Annotated in this window: 15 protein-coding genes; 13 read left to right on the top strand and 2 right to left on the bottom strand. The window is 67.2% G+C overall.

What is annotated here, in order from left to right:
• Nucleotides 1-87: 87 nt before the first annotated feature.
• On the top strand, nucleotides 88-1233 hold the full coding sequence (locus tag RCF34_RS09660) for a serine hydrolase domain-containing protein (RefSeq protein WP_308707968.1): 1146 nt from the start codon (nucleotides 88-90) through the stop codon (nucleotides 1231-1233).
• A 9-nt stretch (nucleotides 1234-1242) separates the two neighbouring features.
• Here RCF34_RS09660 and RCF34_RS09665 read toward each other — a convergent pair whose 3' ends face one another.
• Both RCF34_RS09665 and RCF34_RS09670 read right to left on the bottom strand, forming a co-directional pair.
• On the bottom strand, nucleotides 1243-1836 hold the full coding sequence (locus RCF34_RS09665) for an NYN domain-containing protein (RefSeq protein ID WP_308707969.1): 594 nt from the start codon (nucleotides 1834-1836) through the stop codon (nucleotides 1243-1245).
• A gap of 213 nt (nucleotides 1837-2049) precedes the next feature.
• Nucleotides 2050-2469 carry a hypothetical protein gene (locus RCF34_RS09670; RefSeq protein ID WP_308707970.1) on the bottom strand — a complete coding sequence of 140 codons (420 nt, stop codon included), beginning with the start codon at nucleotides 2467-2469 and terminating at the stop codon, nucleotides 2050-2052.
• Nucleotides 2470-2797: 328 nt separating this feature from the next.
• Between RCF34_RS09670 and RCF34_RS09675 the strand changes: the two genes are divergently transcribed.
• From RCF34_RS09675 to alaS, 12 genes are all read left to right on the top strand, one after another.
• The gene (locus RCF34_RS09675) at nucleotides 2798-3643 is read left to right on the top strand and encodes an OmpA family protein (RefSeq protein WP_308707971.1); all 846 of its coding nucleotides are present in this window, start codon (nucleotides 2798-2800) and stop codon (nucleotides 3641-3643) included.
• Nucleotides 3644-3725: 82 nt separating this feature from the next.
• The gene (gene pdxH, locus RCF34_RS09680; RefSeq protein ID WP_308707972.1) at nucleotides 3726-4373 is read left to right on the top strand and encodes a pyridoxamine 5'-phosphate oxidase; all 648 of its coding nucleotides are present in this window, start codon (nucleotides 3726-3728) and stop codon (nucleotides 4371-4373) included.
• Between the two features lie 132 nt (nucleotides 4374-4505).
• Nucleotides 4506-4970, top strand: a complete 465-nt coding sequence (locus RCF34_RS09685; RefSeq protein WP_308707973.1) for a hypothetical protein — start codon at nucleotides 4506-4508, stop codon at nucleotides 4968-4970.
• Between the two features lie 186 nt (nucleotides 4971-5156).
• Nucleotides 5157-6377, top strand: coding sequence for an aspartate aminotransferase family protein (locus RCF34_RS09690; RefSeq protein ID WP_308707974.1), 1221 nt, complete (start codon nucleotides 5157-5159; stop codon nucleotides 6375-6377).
• A gap of 62 nt (nucleotides 6378-6439) precedes the next feature.
• Complete coding sequence (gene aruF / locus RCF34_RS09695; RefSeq protein WP_308707975.1) at nucleotides 6440-7459, top strand: arginine/ornithine succinyltransferase subunit alpha; 1020 nt, start codon at nucleotides 6440-6442, stop codon at nucleotides 7457-7459.
• Between the two features lie 26 nt (nucleotides 7460-7485).
• Complete coding sequence (gene astA / locus RCF34_RS09700; RefSeq protein ID WP_308707976.1) at nucleotides 7486-8493, top strand: arginine N-succinyltransferase; 1008 nt, start codon at nucleotides 7486-7488, stop codon at nucleotides 8491-8493.
• A gap of 9 nt (nucleotides 8494-8502) precedes the next feature.
• The gene (gene astD / locus RCF34_RS09705; protein WP_308707977.1) at nucleotides 8503-9966 is read left to right on the top strand and encodes a succinylglutamate-semialdehyde dehydrogenase; all 1464 of its coding nucleotides are present in this window, start codon (nucleotides 8503-8505) and stop codon (nucleotides 9964-9966) included.
• Complete coding sequence (gene astB / locus RCF34_RS09710; protein WP_308707978.1) at nucleotides 9963-11324, top strand: N-succinylarginine dihydrolase; 1362 nt, start codon at nucleotides 9963-9965, stop codon at nucleotides 11322-11324. The genes astD and astB overlap by 4 nt, the downstream gene beginning before the upstream one ends.
• Nucleotides 11325-11338: 14 nt before the next feature.
• Nucleotides 11339-11635, top strand: coding sequence for a GTPase (locus RCF34_RS09715; RefSeq protein WP_183630623.1), 297 nt, complete (start codon nucleotides 11339-11341; stop codon nucleotides 11633-11635).
• Nucleotides 11636-11835: 200 nt separating this feature from the next.
• Nucleotides 11836-12843 (top strand): succinylglutamate desuccinylase, encoded by a 1008-nt coding sequence (gene astE / locus RCF34_RS09720; RefSeq protein ID WP_308707979.1) that lies wholly within the window; start codon nucleotides 11836-11838, stop codon nucleotides 12841-12843.
• An 11-nt stretch (nucleotides 12844-12854) separates the two neighbouring features.
• On the top strand, nucleotides 12855-13853 hold the full coding sequence (ltaE, locus tag RCF34_RS09725) for a low-specificity L-threonine aldolase (protein ID WP_308707980.1): 999 nt from the start codon (nucleotides 12855-12857) through the stop codon (nucleotides 13851-13853).
• A gap of 185 nt (nucleotides 13854-14038) precedes the next feature.
• Nucleotides 14039-16663: an alanine--tRNA ligase gene (alaS, locus tag RCF34_RS09730; protein WP_308707981.1), complete on the top strand. Its 2625-nt coding sequence runs from the start codon at nucleotides 14039-14041 to the stop codon at nucleotides 16661-16663.
• Nucleotides 16664-16740 lie beyond the last annotated feature (77 nt).

Consider the following 16740-nt stretch of genomic DNA (forward strand, 5'->3'; position numbering starts at 1 on the left):
AACCCGACCTACTACGGCCTTTGGCGGTGGCCTCATCGGCGGACCGCCTGCCACGATGCGCGACAACATCCACAGCAAGGAGACCCCATGACCGTTCACGGCTACCACGACCTGAGATTCGAAACCGTCCGCGAGGCCTTCGCCGAGTTGCTCGCCGCCGGCCAGACCCGCGGCGCGGCGCTGTGTGTCCAGGTCGGTGGTGAAACCGTGCTGGATCTCTGGGGCGGGATGGCGGACAAGGACGGCCAGGCGCCCTGGCACACCGATACCCTGCTCAATCTGTTCTCCTGCACCAAGGCCTTCACCTCGGTGGCGGCGCTGCAGTTGGTGGAGGAGGGCAAGCTGGCCCTCGATGCCCCGGTCGCCGAACGCTGGCCGGAATTCGCCGTGGCCGGCAAGGCCGACGTCACCCTGCGGCAGCTGCTCAGCCATCGCTCCGGTGTTTCGGCGCTGCGCGAGCGCCTGGCGGGTGACGCCCTCTATGACTGGGATGCGATGACCGCCGCGGTCGCCACCGAGGCACCCTGGTGGGCCCCCGGTACCGCCCATGGCTATGCGCCCATCACCTTCGGCTGGCTGCTGGGCGAACTGATCCGTCGGGCGGACGGCCGCGCGCCGGGAAACGCCATCGTGGCGCGTACCGCCGAGCGCCTGGACCTGGATTTCCACATCGGCCTGCCGGCCAGCGAAGACGCGCGTGTCGCCCATATCGTGCGGGGCAAGGGCGTACTGGGCGATGCCGCGGCGCAGCGCCTGCTCAAGACCACCATGAGCGACCCCGCGGCCCTGCCGACCCTGGCCTTTGGCAATCCATCCGGGGTACTCACCAGCACCAACAAGGCCGAGTGGCGGCGTTTCCAACAGCCAGCCGCCAATGGCCACGGCCATGCGCGCAGCCTGGCGGGCTTCTATGCCGGTTTGCTGGCCGGCGACCTGCTGGAATGGGATACCTTGAGCGAGGCGTTGGTCGAGCACAGCCAGGGCGAGGATCGCACCCTGCTCACGCCGACCCGCTTCGGCTTGGGCTTCATGCTCGATCAGCCGGACCAGGCCAATGCCACCTACGGCCTCGGCCCCCAGGCCTTCGGCCATCCGGGGGCGGGCGGCTCGACCGGCTTTGCCGATCCGGAACGCGAAGTGGCCTTCGGCTTCGTCACCAATACCCTCGGCCCCTATGTGCTGATGGATCCGCGCGCCCAGGCCCTGGCGCGCGCGGTGGGGGAGTGTCTTTGAGTCCGTCGGCTAGCGGGCGATGGCCGCTTCGATGTCCTTGAATTCGATCACCCGGACATAGGGCGCGATCTCGCCGCTGATGGAGAAGTGGGCGCCGATCACTGTGACCTCGACACCTTCGTTTTCCACCAGGTACTGGACGACCTCATGGAAATCGCCGTCGCCCGCCACCAGGTAGAGCTTCTTCCAGCCGCGCTTGGCATGGGAGCGCATCAGGTTGAAGGCCAGGCCGACATCGACGCCTTTCTGGCTCTTGGTGGTGTACTGCTCGCCGGTCACCGGATGCAGGATCGGCCCGCCACCCACGGACGCAGGCCATTCGTGAGCCTTGGTTTGCAGCCAGTAGAGCTTGACCCGCAGACCGGCCCCCTTGGGGGGGGCCGAGCTCAGGAACTTGTTGAAGCCGGTCTGGGCGATGGTGGGTGGGTCGCTGTCGCAATTGAAGTAGTAGGCGTCACCTATGGGTTCGCCCGCATCCTGCTCGATGAAGAGCCGCAGCTTGAGATAGTCGAATTTCGCACCATAGACCGAACCATTCCAGGCGCTCAGGGCATAGGCACCGTCGACAAACCAAGCGACGCCCGTTCGAGTTGTAGTTGCCATCGTATTGCTGGGACCAGGTTTTTTACCGTTGATGGGCGCACACCCGCACGCGGGATACGCGGCGCCTATTGTGGGCTTAATTCCTGGCTTGCGCCTCAGGTAACGCGAGGGGATTCAAAACGCCGCGATCTAGAGCATCCGCCAGGGCGCAAAAGTGGTTCTGGACTGCGAAAGAGGGCCGGTGAATCGACCCTTGCCGCTGGAGGCCGCAGGTCACGTCGCCGTGGCTTCACGCCCGTCATTGGCGTGGGCGGCATCGATGATCAGTGCGCTCTGCAGCAGGCGAATGCGCGGCGCCACATGGTAGGCGCCATCGTCGTCATGCCGCAGGTAGAGGCGCTCGCAGCCCAGACACCGCCATACCGTGCTCTGGTTGTAGGGGTAGAAGCGAGGCGCGATGGGTGCGTCAGCTGACCAGTAGTGAGTACCCGCCGGGTGGTACTCCGCGATGATGGCGTCCTCGGGCGCATGACGTGCCAGGGTGCCGATCTGCGCGAAATCCGTTTCGCGGTAGCCCACCGGCCAGGCCGCCCATCCCGACAGGTCCCGCTGCAGACAGCGACAGTCCCGGGTAATGGCTGCGGCCCTGGCGGCCAGGCGCTCCAGGGTCGCGACATCGATGAGTCCCTCCACAATCTAGCCTCCTGGCGGGTAGCCATGCCTTGAAACCAACCTTCGCTCGCCACTGAGCCATCGGCATCGCCCTGGCAGGGTTGCGCCGGCTACAGGCTAGGCCCGCGTACCCCTGGCGCGACACGATGGTTCGTCTGGATTTGCCTTCGTTCGCGGCCAGGGGCACTGCCACTGGTCGGCACAGGCGCAAAATTCGTGACTCCACCGCTTTGCCACGCGTAGGTTTGCGGCCACAATCTCGAAACTACTTTAAGTTCACTCGTGTCGCCGGCTCTGGCCGGGGCGCTGGATTCACTCTGTCCTCCGGCTCGCCGATGGGAAACTTTGCATGAAGCTGATCAAATCCACCACCCTCATTCTCTGCATGGGCGTTTCCGCCTGCAGTTCCTTCCAGGGCCATGGCGACCAGGCCGCCGCGCCTGCCAAGCCGGGCAACGCCCAGGCCAGCACCGCCGCCAGCGGCAGCCACTGGTGGTGGCCGTTCGGCGCTAGCGACAAGGCTGCCGAGCCGGCCAAGCCGGTGGCCAGGGCGGCCGAGCCCAAGGCCGACGCCAAGGTCGCGGCGAAGGCGCCCGCCGCCAAGTCCGAACAGGCCGCTGCGGCAGGCGAGAAGGGCGGTCACTGGTGGTGGCCCTTCGGCAGCGAAGACGTGAAGCCCGTCGCCAAGGCGGAAGCGCTCAAGCCGGTACCGGTCAAGGTCAGCAAGGCCTGGCTTGACGAGCACGAGCAGAAGCTGCGCGTCGCCGTGGCCGGCAGCAACGTCAAGGTCGAGCGCCGCGACGACGCCCTGGTGCTGGTGACGCCGGTGGACAGCTCCTTCAACCCGGATCGCGCCGAGATGCTGCTGCCGGTGATGCTTGGCCCGCTGTCCCGCTCGGCCAAGTCGGTGAGCGTGGATGAAGACAGCGCGGTCATCGTGCTCGGCTTCAGCGACAGCACCGGCGCCGCCGCGCTCAACGACAAGATCAGCCTGCAGCGCGCCCAGGCCGTGGCGGCGATCTTCCGTCTCAGCGGCTACAGCGGCAATCGCCTGATCGTGCGTGGTCTGGCGGCGGCTCATCCGCGTGCCGACAACACCACCGCCGCCGGCCGCGCCGCCAATCGCCGCGTCGAGGTGCTGATCCAGCCGCGCGCGACCGTGCTAGCCAGTCTGCAGGCGCTGGCCACCCGCTAGGTTGGCAAGGCTTGTCCTGAAGCAGGCGAGCGGGGCGGGACTTGGTTAAGCTAGGTCGATACCGACCTAGCAGGAGACCTCCATGTCACCGTCCCTCGCCGATATGCGTCGCGACTACACCCGCGACGGCCTGACCGAAGCCCAGGCACCCGCGGATCCCTATGCCCTGTTCGGGCAGTGGTTCGAAGAGGCGGTGCGCACCGAGCAGCCGCCCGTCGAAGCCAACGCCTGCTGGCTGGCCACCGTCGATGACGAGGGGCAGCCCCATTGCCGCGTGCTGCTCCTAAAGGGCGTCGATGCCCAGGGCTTCGTCTTCTATACCAATTACGACAGCGCCAAGGGCCGGCAGATGGCTACGCAGCCGCGTGCGGCCATGACCTTCTTCTGGCCGGCGCTGGAGCGCCAGGTGCGGATCGAGGGGGTGGTGGAACAGGTGTCCGCCGAGGAGTCCGATGCCTACTACCGGGTTCGCCCGCTGGGCAGTCGCCTGGGTGCCTGGGCCTCGCCGCAGAGCCAGACGATTGCCGGTCGGCACGAGCTGGAGCAGCGTCTGGCTGAGGTGCAGCAGCGTTTCGCCGACGGTGACCCCAGCCGGCCGCCGTTCTGGGGGGGCTATCGCCTCAAGCCGCAGCGCATCGAATTCTGGCAGGGGCGCTCCAGTCGCCTGCACGACCGGTTGGATTACCAGCGCGTCGACGGCGGGTGGCAGCGCCAGCGCCTGGCCCCTTAAGGCGTTCGCAAGGTACCCTCGCTACAGTCGCGGGAAACCTCCCCGGATGCCCTGGGTCAAGGATAATAGCGATCTGCGCCCGTACCCTTGCCGGTGCGGCCAATGTCTTTCAACTGCCCTTGGAGTTGCCCCATGAACAGAGTCCTTCAGCTCGCCGCCTCCCTGACCGCCGTCGCCCTGCTGGCCGGCTGCGCCTCCGATCAGTCCGGCGACGTCTATTCGCGTGACGAGGCCCGGCAGGTGCAGACGGTCCGTACCGGTACCATCACCGCCCTGCGTCCGGTCACCATCGAGGGCACCAAGTCGCCCGTTGGCGCCGGTGCCGGTGCCGTGGTCGGTGGCATCGGCGGCAGTGCCATTGGCGGCGGTCGTGGCAGCTTCGTCACCGCCATCATCGGTGCGGTGGCCGGCGGCCTGCTGGGTGCGGCCACCGAAGAAGGCTTCACCAAGGCCAGCGGCGTCGAGATCACCGTGAAGGAAGACGATGGTGGCTCCCGCGCCTATGTCCAGGCGGTCAACAAGGGTGAGATCTTCCGCGTCGGCGAGCGGGTGCGCATCCTGACCGTCAACGGCACCAGCCGCGTCGCGCCCAACTGATCTCCCGGACGTACCTCAAGGTACGTCCTTGCCCTTCCAGAGCGGGTGTCCGAATCGCTAGACTGCGAATCGGATGCCCGTTTGCGTTTTCGCCCGTAAATAGTTGTCGCCTGGGCGCAATGCTGCGCCTGGAGGTCGTCCTACAATCCCCCTCAGTCACCGCCGTGATCGGCAGGAGAAATCCCGATGTCCGCTTCTCAACCCAATGTGCAACGCGCCGCCTTCGATGAGGTGATGGTCCCGACCTACGCCCCCGCCGCGTTCATTCCGGTACGAGGAGAGGGTTCCCGCGTCTGGGACCAGGCCGATCGCGAATACGTCGACTTCGCCGGCGGCATCGCCGTCAGCGCCCTGGGCCACGGCCATCCCGCGCTGATGAACGCCCTGACCGAGCAGGCCGGCAAGCTCTGGCACGTGTCCAACATCTACACCAACGAGCCCGCCCTGCGCCTGGCGCGCAAGCTGGTGGACCACACCTTCGCCGACCGGGTGTTCTTCGCCAACTCCGGCGCCGAAGCCAACGAGGCGGCCTGCAAGCTGGCCCGTCGCTATGGTCATGACGTCAGCGGCGGCAGCCGCTACGAGATCGTCGCCGCCACCAACAGCTTCCACGGCCGGACCCTGTTCACCGTCAGCGTCGGGGGTCAGCCCAAGTATTCCGATGGCTTCGGTCCCAAGATCGAAGGCATCCGCCACGTGCCCTACAACGACCTGGCCGCTCTCGAAGCCGTGGTCTCGGACAAGACCTGCGCGGTCATCCTCGAACCCATCCAGGGCGAGGGCGGCGTACTGCCGGCCGACCAGGCCTACCTGGAAGGCGCGCGTCGCCTGTGCGACACCCATGGCGCCCTGCTGATCTTCGACGAGGTGCAGAGCGGGGTCGGCCGGAGCGGTCATCTCTACGCCTACCAGCACTATGGCGTGGTGCCGGACATCCTCACCACCGCCAAGAGCATCGGCGGCGGTTTTCCGCTGGCAGCCATGCTGACCACCGAGCAGGTCGCCCAGCATTTCAGTGCCGGCGTGCACGGCAGCACCTATGGCGGCAATCCGTTGGGTTGCGCCGTGGGCGCCGCGCTGCTGGACATCGTCGCCACCCCGGAAACCCTGGCCGGTGTCGCCGCGCGCCATCAGCGCTTTGTCGCCGGTCTGGAGCAGCTCAATGCCCGCTATGGCCTGTTCGAGCAGATCCGCGGCCTGGGCCTGCTGATCGGCGCCGTGCTCAACGACAGCTGGAAGGGGCGCGCCAAGGACATCGTCACCGCCGCCAACGAAGAGGGCCTGATGATCCTGCAGGCCGGTCCCGACGTGCTGCGCCTGGCGCCGAGCCTGATCATCTCCGACACCGATATCGACGAAGGCCTGGCCCGCCTGGATCGCGCCCTGGCGCGACTCACTCAAGGCTAATCTCCGGACGCGGGACGCGTACCGCTGGCATCCAGGGATGGATCCGTACACAAGGAGTTCTCATGCTGGTAATGCGCCCTGCGCGCGCGGCGGATCTGCCCCTGGTCCAGCGGCTCGCCGCGGATAGCCCGGTTGGCGTTACCTCGCTGCCCGACAACCCCGAGCGGTTGCGCGACAAGATCCGCACCTCGGAGTCGTCGCTGGCGGCCGAGGTGGGCTTTCATGGCGAGGAGAGCTATTTCTTCGTGCTCGAAGACACCATCAGCGGCGAGCTGCTGGGCTGTTCGGCCATCGTCGCCTCGGCCGGTTTCTCCGAACCCTTCTACAGCTTTCGCAACGAGACCTTCATCCATGCCTCGCGCGAGCTGAAGATCCACAACAAGGTCCATGTGCTGTCGCTCTGTCACGACCTGACCGGCAACAGCGTGCTGAGCAGCTTCTATGTCCAGCGCCCGCTGCTCGACACCCCCCACGCCGAACTCAACTCCCGCGCCCGGCTGCTGTTCATGGCCGCCCACCCGGCACGCTTCGCCGAGACGGTGGTGGTGGAGATCGTCGGCCTGGCGGACGATGACGGTGAGTCGCCGTTCTGGAACGGGGTAGGGCGCAACTTCTTCGACATGGACTACGCCGCCGCCGAGCGCCTGTCCGGACAGAAGAGCCGCACCTTTCTCGCCGAACTGATGCCGACCTACCCCCTCTATGTGCCCCTGCTGCCCGACAGCGCCCAGGAGGCCATGGGGCAGGTGCATCCCCGCGCCCAGATCACCTTCGACATCCTCAGCCGCGAAGGCTTCGAGACCGACAACTACATCGACATCTTCGATGGCGGTCCGACCCTGCACGCCCGCACCACGGCCATCCGCTCCATCGCCGAGAGCCGCTTGGCGCCGGTGAGCGAAGGTATCCTGGTTGGCGAGGAGGCGCCCTGGTTCCTGGTCGCCAACGATGGCCTGGAAAACTTCCGGGCGCTGGCCACGCCGCTGCGCTGGACGCCTGGCGAAGCCGTCGTCCTTTCCCCCGAGCAGATCGCCACCCTGGAGATCGCCGAAGGCGACCGGGTTCGTCTGGTAGCGCTGTAGCCGACCCTAGCGTCTTTGGAGGTCCGATGATCGTCCGTCCCGTCACCCGTGCCGATGTGCCCGCGCTGCTGCAACTGGCGCAGGCGGCCGGCGCCGGTCTCACCACCCTGCCGGCCAGCGAGGAACGCCTGGCGCAGCGGGTGGAAAATGCCGAGCGCAGCTTTCTGCGCCAGGTCGAATCCGCCGATGCGGACTATCTGTTCGTCCTGGAAGAGGACGGCGAGGTCATCGGCATCGCCGGGATCGCCGCCGCCCTGGGCCTGCGCGAGCCCTGGTACAACTACCGGGTCGGCCTGACGGTGAGCGCCTCGCGCGAACTGGACATCCACCGGCAGATTCCCACGCTGTTCCTGGCCAACGACATGACCGGCAGCTCCGAACTCTGCTCGCTGTTCCTGCGTGCGGATCGGCGCGGTGGCGCGGCCGGGCGGCTCTTGTCCAAGTCACGCTTCCTGTTCATCGCCGAATTCCGCGAGCTGTTCGCCGAGCGCATCATCGCCGAACTGCGCGGCATGTCCGACGACCAGGGCCAGTCACCCTTCTGGGAAGCCTTGGGCCGGCACTTCTTCAAGATGGAATTTTCCCAGGCGGACTATCTCACCGGCATCGGCAATCGCGGCTTCATCGCCGAGCTGATGCCACGCTTTCCGCTGTACACCTGCTTCCTGTCGCCGGAAGCGCGCCAGGTGATCGGCCGGGTACACCCGGACACCGAGGCCGCGCGCCGGCTGCTGGAGGCCGAGGGCTTCAACTACCAGGGCTATGTCGACATCTTCGACGCCGGTCCGACCGTGGAGGCCGAGACCGCCAAGGTGCGGGCGATCCGCGACAGCCAGCGCCTGGTGCTGGCGGTGGGTACGCCCGGCGATGACGCCGAGGTCTATCTGATCCACAACCGCAAGTGCGAGGACTGTCGCGTCACCAGCGCTCGCGCGCGCCTGGCTTCGGGCACCCTGGTGGTCGATCTGGCCACCGCCCGCGAACTGCGGCTGATGGCCGGCGCCCAGGTGCGCGCCGTGCGCCTGATGCCCTGAGGAGACCTCATGGATAGCCTCTATATCGCTGGTCAGTGGCGCCCCGGGCGTGGCGAGACCTTCACCTCGCTCGACCCCTACGCCGGTACCGCGCTCTGGCAGGGCGCCGCCGCGGATGCAGCGGACGTCGATCAGGCGATCGCCGCGGCGCGCCAGGCCTTTCCCGCCTGGGAAAGACGCGGCCAGGCCGCGCGCCTGGAGATCCTGCAGGCCTTCGCCCAGGCGCTGCAGCAACGCCGTCCCGCGCTGACCTGGGCCTTGGCCGAGGAAACCGGCAAGCCACTGTGGGAGGCCGATACCGAGCTCGGCAGCATGATCGCCAAGGTGGCCATCTCGGCCCAGGCCGAAGCGGCCCGTAGTGGCGAGCGCTCGGCGAGTGTGGCGGACGCCCGTAGCGTCACCCGTCATCGGCCGCATGGCGTCCTGGCGGTCTTCGGTCCCTACAACTTTCCTGGCCATCTGCCAAACGGCCATATCGTGCCCGCGCTGTTGGCCGGTAACACGGTGGTGTTCAAGCCCAGCGAGCTGACGCCGCGCTTCGCCGCCCTGACCCTGGAATGCTGGATCGCCGCCGGGTTGCCGGCCGGGGTGCTCAATCTGGTGCAGGGCGGCCGGAGCACCGGTGAGGCCCTGGCCGCGCATCCGGGCCTGGACGGCATTCTCTTCACCGGCTCCAGCACCACCGGTGCGGCGCTCCATCGTCTCAATGCGCAGCGTCCGCAGCGACTGCTGGCCCTGGAGATGGGCGGCAACAATCCGCTGGTGGTGGCGCCGGTGGCCGATCTGGACGCCGCCGTGGTGACCATCGTCCAGTCGGCCTTCCTCTCCGCCGGGCAGCGCTGCACCTGCGCCCGCCGCCTGCTCGTGCCCCAGGGGCCCTGGGGCGATGCCCTGCTGGCGCGCCTGGTCAGTGTCAGTGCCGGTCTCAGCAGCGGTCGTTTCGATGCCGATCCGGCACCCTTCATGGGCACTGTCATTTCCCTCGTCGCTGCCCAGGCCTTGCTGCAGATCCAGGCCCAGCGCCTGGCGCAGGGTGGCCGGGCACTGCTGGAGCTGCGGCAGCCGGAACCCCAGCGGGCGCTGCTCACGCCGGGGATCATCGAGGTGTCGGGGATCGCCAACCTGCCCGATGAAGAGGTCTTCGGTCCGCTGTTGCAGGTCCAGCGCTATGGTGACTTCGACGAGGCTCTGGCGCTCGCCAACGCCACTCGCTTCGGGCTGGCGGCCGGACTGCTGGCCGACGACCCCGCCCTCTACGCACGCTTCTGGCAGGGGGTGCGCACCGGCATCGTCAACTGGAATCGACCCCTGACCGGGGCGGCCAGTGCGGCGCCCTTCGGCGGCGTCGGTGCCTCGGGCAACCATCGACCCAGCGCCTACTACGCCGCGGACTACTGCGCCTTCCCAGTCGCCTCGCTGGAAAGCGACGCCCTGACCCTGCCTAGCCAACTGCCTCCAGGACTACAGCTATGAGTCACCACGCCCCTGCTGCTCGGGAGGTCAATTTCGACGGCCTGGTCGGTCCGACCCACAACTATGCCGGCCTGTCCTATGGCAACGTGGCCTCCCAGGCCAGCAAGCAGCAGTGCTCGAATCCGCGCGAGGCCGCCCGCCAGGGCCTGGCCAAGATGCAGGCGCTGATGGAGCTGGGTTTCGAGCAGGGCGTGCTGGCCCCCCACGAAAGACCCGATATCGCCTCGCTGCGGCGCCTGGGATTCGCTGGCAGCGATGCCCAGGTGCTGGAGGGCGCGGCGCGCGAAGCCTTGCCGCTGCTGCTGTCCGCCAGTTCCGCCTCGGCCATGTGGACGGCCAACGCCGCCACTGTCAGTCCCAGCGCCGATACCCGCGACGGCCGGGTGCATTTCACCCCGGCCAACCTGGCCTGCAAGTTCCACCGCAGCCTCGAACCCAGCACCACGGCGCGCATCCTCCAGGCGATGTTTCGCGATCCTGCGCATTTCCAGCACCATGCACCGCTGCCCTCGGTGGCCCAGTTCGGCGACGAGGGCGCGGCCAACCACACCCGCTTCAGTCGCGACCACGGCGTCCCGGGCGTGGAATTCTTCGTCTTCGGTCGCAGCGCCTTCGATCCGCGTTATCCCGAGCCCCATCGCTATCCGGCGCGGCAGACCCTGGAAGCCTCCCAGGCCATCGCCCGCCTGCATGGCCTGAGCGAGGAGGGCGTGGTCTTCGCCCAGCAGAATCCGGCAGTGGTGGACCAGGGTGTCTTCCACAACGACGTCATCTCGGTGGGCAACGCCCAGGTGCTGTTCCACCACGAGGATGCCTTTCTCGACAGCGATCACGTGCTCGACGAACTGCAAACCAAGCTCGCCCGACGTGGCGGCACGTTGCAGCGCCTCTGCGTGCGTCGCGGCGAGATCAGCGTCGGCGACGCCGTGCGCTCCTATCTGTTCAACAGCCAGCTGCTGGATCGACCGGGGCAGGGCGCGCTGCTGGTGGTGCCCGAGGAGTGCCGGCAGAATCCGGTGGTCTGGGACTATCTGCAGGCCCAGGTCAGCGGCGCAGGCCCGCTGGATGAGGTCAAGGTCTTCGATCTCAAGCAGAGCATGCAGAACGGCGGCGGCCCCGCCTGCTTGCGCCTGCGAGTGGCGCTCACACCCGACGAGCTGGCCGCGGTGAATCCGGGGGTGCGCTTCACCCCGGCGCTGCATGCCCAGCTGCTCGACTGGGTGGATCGCCACTACCGCGACCGTCTGACACCTGCGGATCTCGCCGATCCCCAGTTGCTGGGCGAGGTCCGCACCGCCCTCGACGAGCTCACCCAGTTGCTGGGCCTCGGCTCGGTCTATCCCTTTCAATTGCCCTGACGTTCGGAGCCCCCATGAGCCACCTTCTCGATCTCATCCTCGAACCCACCGCCGACGAGCAGCAGACACTGCAGGTCCAGCGCCTGGCCATTCGCCTGGCCGGTCGCGACCTCTGGCTGGAAGCCGATGGTGCCGGCGGTCTCAACATCTTCGCCGACTCCCAGGATGACGAAGAGCAAACCCCGGTCCTGGTGCTGCGCCCCCAGGCCCTCAATGCCCTGGGCCTGTCCATCGCCCTGGAGACCTTCGCCGACGAAGGCGATGAGAATCATGTGCATGACGCCGATTGCGGTTGCGGCCACGATCATTGAGTATCTAGTGTGGTGTTTCGGAAGTTCGCGCAAGAATGGGCGAGTGATTTTTGCTTTCAGGCCAGGCGCCGCGACGACTCATAGCAGAGCTATGGCGAGGAGGGGCAACGCCGCTTGTAAGCGAAAAGCGCCGCCAAAATTGTGCAGCCAACTTCTGAAGCGCCACACTAGCCCCGACACGTCGCTCAGCGGAGTAGAGCATGGCTGCATCTGAACGTTATCGGTTGGCGCTTGGCCGCCTGCTGGACCTGACCCTGGCCGGCCGCGAGCCGACCGAGAAGATTCAACTGACTGCCGACGGCACCCGCCTCCACTGGCTGACCGAAGGCGTGCTGGAAGTCACCCCGCCGGTGGCGCGCGACAACCACATGGACCTGCTGCTCTCGGCGGGCATCCATGGCAACGAGACGACGCCCATGGAGCTGCTCGACGCGTTGCTCAGTGGCATCGCCAGCGGCGCCCTGCGTCCCGCCTGCCGCTTGCTGTTCATGTACGGCAATCCCGACGCCATGCGCCGTGGCACCCGCTATGTCGAGCAGGATCTGAATCGCCTCTTCAACGGCCGCCATGCCCAGGCCGAAGGCTCCGAGGCGCAACGCGCCAACGACCTGGAACGCCTGTCCGCGCAGTTCTTCAGCAAGCCCGATCGAGCACGCCTGCACTACGACCTGCACACCGCGCTGCGCGCCTCGGCGCTGCCGCGCTTCGCCCTCTATCCCTGGAGCGCCGGGCGCGAGCATTCGGAAGCCGAGCTCCAGCGCCTCGAAGCCGCGGGCATCGAAGCCGTGCTGCTCTACGACAAACCGGGCATCACCTTCAGCGCCTACACCTACGCCGAATGCCAGGCCGAGGCCCTGACCCTGGAGCTGGGCCAGGCACGGCCCTTCGGCGAGAACAGCGAACTCGACCTGAGTCGTCTGCGCCTGCTGCTGGAAGCCCTGATCGAAGGCCGCGAAGCCGAGCTGCCGCCACCGGATTCCTCGTTGCTGAGATTCCGCGTGGCGCGCCAGGTGTACAAGTCCAGCCCGCGTTTCCAGTTGCACCTGGCCGACGACGTGGCCAACTTCTCGCCGCTGCGCCAGGGCTCGCTGCTGGCCGAAGACGGCAGCGAGCGCTGGATCGTCGACGAAGCCGAGGCGCGCATCATCTTCCCCAATCCCAAGGTCGCCGTCGGCCTGCGGGCCGGACTCATCGTGGTCCCGGCATGAGGAGCGACCGCATGATCGACCTGCGCAGCGATACCGTCACCCAGCCCACGCCGGCCATGCGCCAGGCCATGCTGGCCGCTGAACTCGGCGACGACGTCTACGGCGAAGACCCCACGGTCACCCGCCTGGAACAGCGGCTGGCGGGCGATCTCGGTCTGGAAGCCGGACTCTTCGTGCCCAGCGGTACGATGAGCAACCTGCTCGGCCTGCTGGCGCACTGCGAGCGGGGCGACGAATACCTGGTCGGCCAGCAGGCCCACACCTACAAGTACGAGGGCGGCGGCGCCGCGGTGCTCGGCTCCATCCAGCCGCAGCCCATCGAGATGGCCGCCGACGGCAGTCTCGACCTCGATCTGGTGCGCAGCTACATCAAGGCCGATGACTTCCATTTCGCCCGCACCCGGCTGCTCGCGCTGGAAAACACCATGCACGGCAAGGTGCTGCCGCTGGCCTACCTGGCGGCGGCGCGCGCCTTTACCCGGGAGCATGGCCTGGCGCTGCACCTGGACGGCGCGCGGCTGTACAACGCCGCGGTCAAGCTGGGCGTGCCGGTGCGCGAGATCAGCCAGCATTTCGATTCGGTGTCGGTCTGCCTGTCCAAGGGCCTCGGTGCACCGGTGGGTTCGGTGCTCTGTGGCGATGCCGCGCTCATCGCCAAGGCGCGCCGCTGGCGCAAGGTGGTGGGTGGTGGCATGCGCCAGGCCGGCCTCCTCGCGGCCGCCGGTCTGCATGTCCTCGATCACCAGGTCGAGCGCCTGGCCGAGGACCACGCCCATGCGGCGCAACTCGGCACCGCCCTGGCCGAACTCGGCTATCAGGTGGAGCCGGTGCAGACCAACATGGTCTATCTCGCCATGGGCGACGAGGCGCCGGCCCTGCACGCCTTCCTGGCCGAGCGTGGCATCCGCATCAGCCCGGCAGCGCGCCTGCGGCTGGTCACCCATCTGGACGTCAGTGCGGCCGCTATAGAGGCGGTCATCGCCGCTTTCTCCGCCTACCGCCGCCGCTAAGTCTTCCGACGACGTTTTTCCTGCGCAACCGGGGCGACACCGGGGCGCGGGCGTCGATATACTCCCAGGCATGCGTGTCCGTTTTCCGCACGTGCCGCGTCTGCGGCGCCCGCTCCGTTCGTCTCGTCTGTGATCCAGTCGGATGCCCGTCACGCGCGTCGAAAAGCCCATTGTCTGGAATGAATATGAAAAGCGCCGAAATCCGTGAAGCCTTCCTCCGCTTCTTCGAAGAGAAGGGGCACACCCGGGTCGCCTCCAGTTCGCTGATCCCCGCGAACGATCCGACCCTGCTGTTCACCAACGCCGGGATGAACCAGTTCAAGGACTGCTTCCTCGGCATGGAAAAGCGCAGCTACACCCGCGCCGCCACCAGCCAGAAGTGCGTGCGCGCGGGCGGCAAGCACAACGACCTGGAGAACGTCGGCTACACGGCGCGTCACCACACCTTCTTCGAGATGCTGGGCAACTTCAGCTTCGGCGACTACTTCAAGCGCGACGCCATCACCTTCGCCTGGGAATTCCTCACCTCGCCCCAGTGGCTGGGTCTGCCCCGGGAGAAGCTCTGGGTCACCGTCTATGCCACCGATGACGAGGCCTACGACATCTGGACCAAGGATGTCGGGGTGCCCGAGGCACAGATGGTGCGCATCGGCGACAACAAGGGCGCGCCCTATGCCTCGGACAACTTCTGGACCATGGGCGACACCGGTCCCTGCGGTCCCTGCACCGAGATCTTCTTCGACCACGGTGCCGAGATCTGGGGCGGCCCGCCCGGCTCGCCGGAAGAGGACGGCGATCGCTACATCGAGATCTGGAACAACGTCTTCATGCAGTTCAACCGCACCGCCGATGGCGTCCTGCACCCGCTGCCGGCGCCCAGCGTCGACACCGGCATGGGCCTGGAGCGGGTGAGCGCGGTGCTGCAGCACGTGCATTCGAACTACGAGATCGACCTGTTCCAGCAACTGCTGGCGGCCTCGGCCGCAGCCATCGGCTGCGCCAATGACGACGCCCCGTCGCTCAAGGTAGTGGCCGACCACATCCGCTCCTGCAGTTTCCTGATCGCCGATGGCGTGCTGCCGTCCAATGAAGGCCGCGGCTACGTGCTGCGTCGCATCATTCGCCGCGCCTGCCGTCATGGCAACAAGCTGGGCGCCAAGGGCACCTTCTTCCACAAGATCGTCGCCGCCCTGGTGGCCGAGATGGGCCAGGCCTATCCCGAGCTGGTCCAGCAGCAGGCGCACATCGAGCGCGTGCTGCGCACCGAGGAAGAGCAGTTCGCCAAGACCCTGGAGCAGGGCCTGAAGATCCTCGAGCAGGATCTGGCGCACCTGCAGGGCGACACCATCCCCGGTGACGTGGTGTTCAAGCTCTATGACACCTACGGCTTCCCGGTCGACCTGACCAACGACATCGCCCGCGAGCGCAACCTCAACCTCGACGAGGCCGGTTTCGAGCGCGAGATGGAGGCCCAGCGCGAGCGCGCCCGTTCCGCCAGCGCCTTTGGCGTGGATTACAACAGCCTGGTCAAGGTCGAGGGCGAAACCCGTTTCCTCGGCTACGACACCACCAGCGCCTCGGGCACCATCGTCGCCCTGTACCGCGCCGGTCAGCCGGTGGACAGCCTGGCCGAAGGCGAGGAGGGCGTGGTCATCCTCGACCAGACGCCGTTCTACGGTGAATCCGGTGGCCAGGTCGGTGATACCGGTACCCTGGAAAGCGCCGGCGTCGGCTTTGCCGTGCGCGACACCACCAAGACCCAGGGTGCCTTCCTGCACCATGGCGTGGTGACCAAGGGCAGCCTCAACGTCGGTACCGCGCTCATGGCCCAGGTCGACGCCGGTCGCCGCCAGGGCATCGCCCTGAACCACTCCGGTACCCACCTGCTGCACGCCGCGCTGCGCCAGGTGCTGGGCGATCACGTCCACCAGAAGGGCTCCCTGGTCAACGACCAGCGCCTGAGATTCGACTTCAGCCACTTCGAGGCCATCAAGCCCGAGGAGCTCAAACGCATCGAGACCATCGTCAACGAAGAGATCCGCAAGAACAGCGCGGTGACCACCGAAGTCATGGCCATCGACGAGGCCAAGGCCCGCGGCGCCATGGCGCTGTTCGGCGAGAAGTATGGCGACGTGGTGCGCGTGGTCGGCATGGGCGGTGAATTCTCCGTCGAGCTGTGCGGCGGCACCCACGTGGCCCAGACCGGCGACATCGGCCTGCTCAAGCTGGTCAGCGAAGGCGGCGTGGCCTCCGGCGTGCGCCGCGTGGAAGCCATCACCGGCACCGCGGCCCTGGCCTACCTCAATGGCGCCGAGGAGCAGCTACGCGAAGCCGCCAGCCTGCTCAAGGGCAGTCGCGACAACGTGCTGGACAAGCTGGCCGCGCTGGTCGAGCGCAATCGCCAGCTGGAAAAGGAAATCGAGCAGCTCAAGGCCAAGGCCGCCAGCGCTTCGGCCGGTGACCTGGTGGACCAGGCGCAGGACGTCAAGGGCGCCAAGGTGCTTACCGCCCGCCTCGACGGTCTCGACGGCAAGGCGCTGCTGGCGCTGGTCGACCAGCTCAAGAACAAGCTCGGCAGCGGCATGATCCTGCTGGGTGGCGAAGCCGACGGCAAGGTGGTGCTGGTGGCCGGCGTCACCGCCGACCTGACCGCCAAGCTCAAGGCCGGCGAGCTGATGAAGCGCGCTGCGGCCGTGGTCGGTGGCAAGGGCGGCGGTCGTCCGGACATGGCCCAGGGCGGCGGCACCGATGCCAGCCAGCTCGAAGCGGCCCTGGCCTGTGCCGGCCAGTACGCCGAGGAAAGCCTATAGGAGCCATAATCTCGCGAGCTAGAGCCAAACAAGGCGGAAGTGCTTGAGGAAGCGGATCGGACTCGCGTTCGAGTTTA

Origin of the sequence: Pseudomonas sp. 102515 (genome assembly GCF_031085165.1) — a bacterium.
In the GTDB taxonomy this organism is placed as follows: domain Bacteria; phylum Pseudomonadota; class Gammaproteobacteria; order Pseudomonadales; family Pseudomonadaceae; genus Chryseomonas.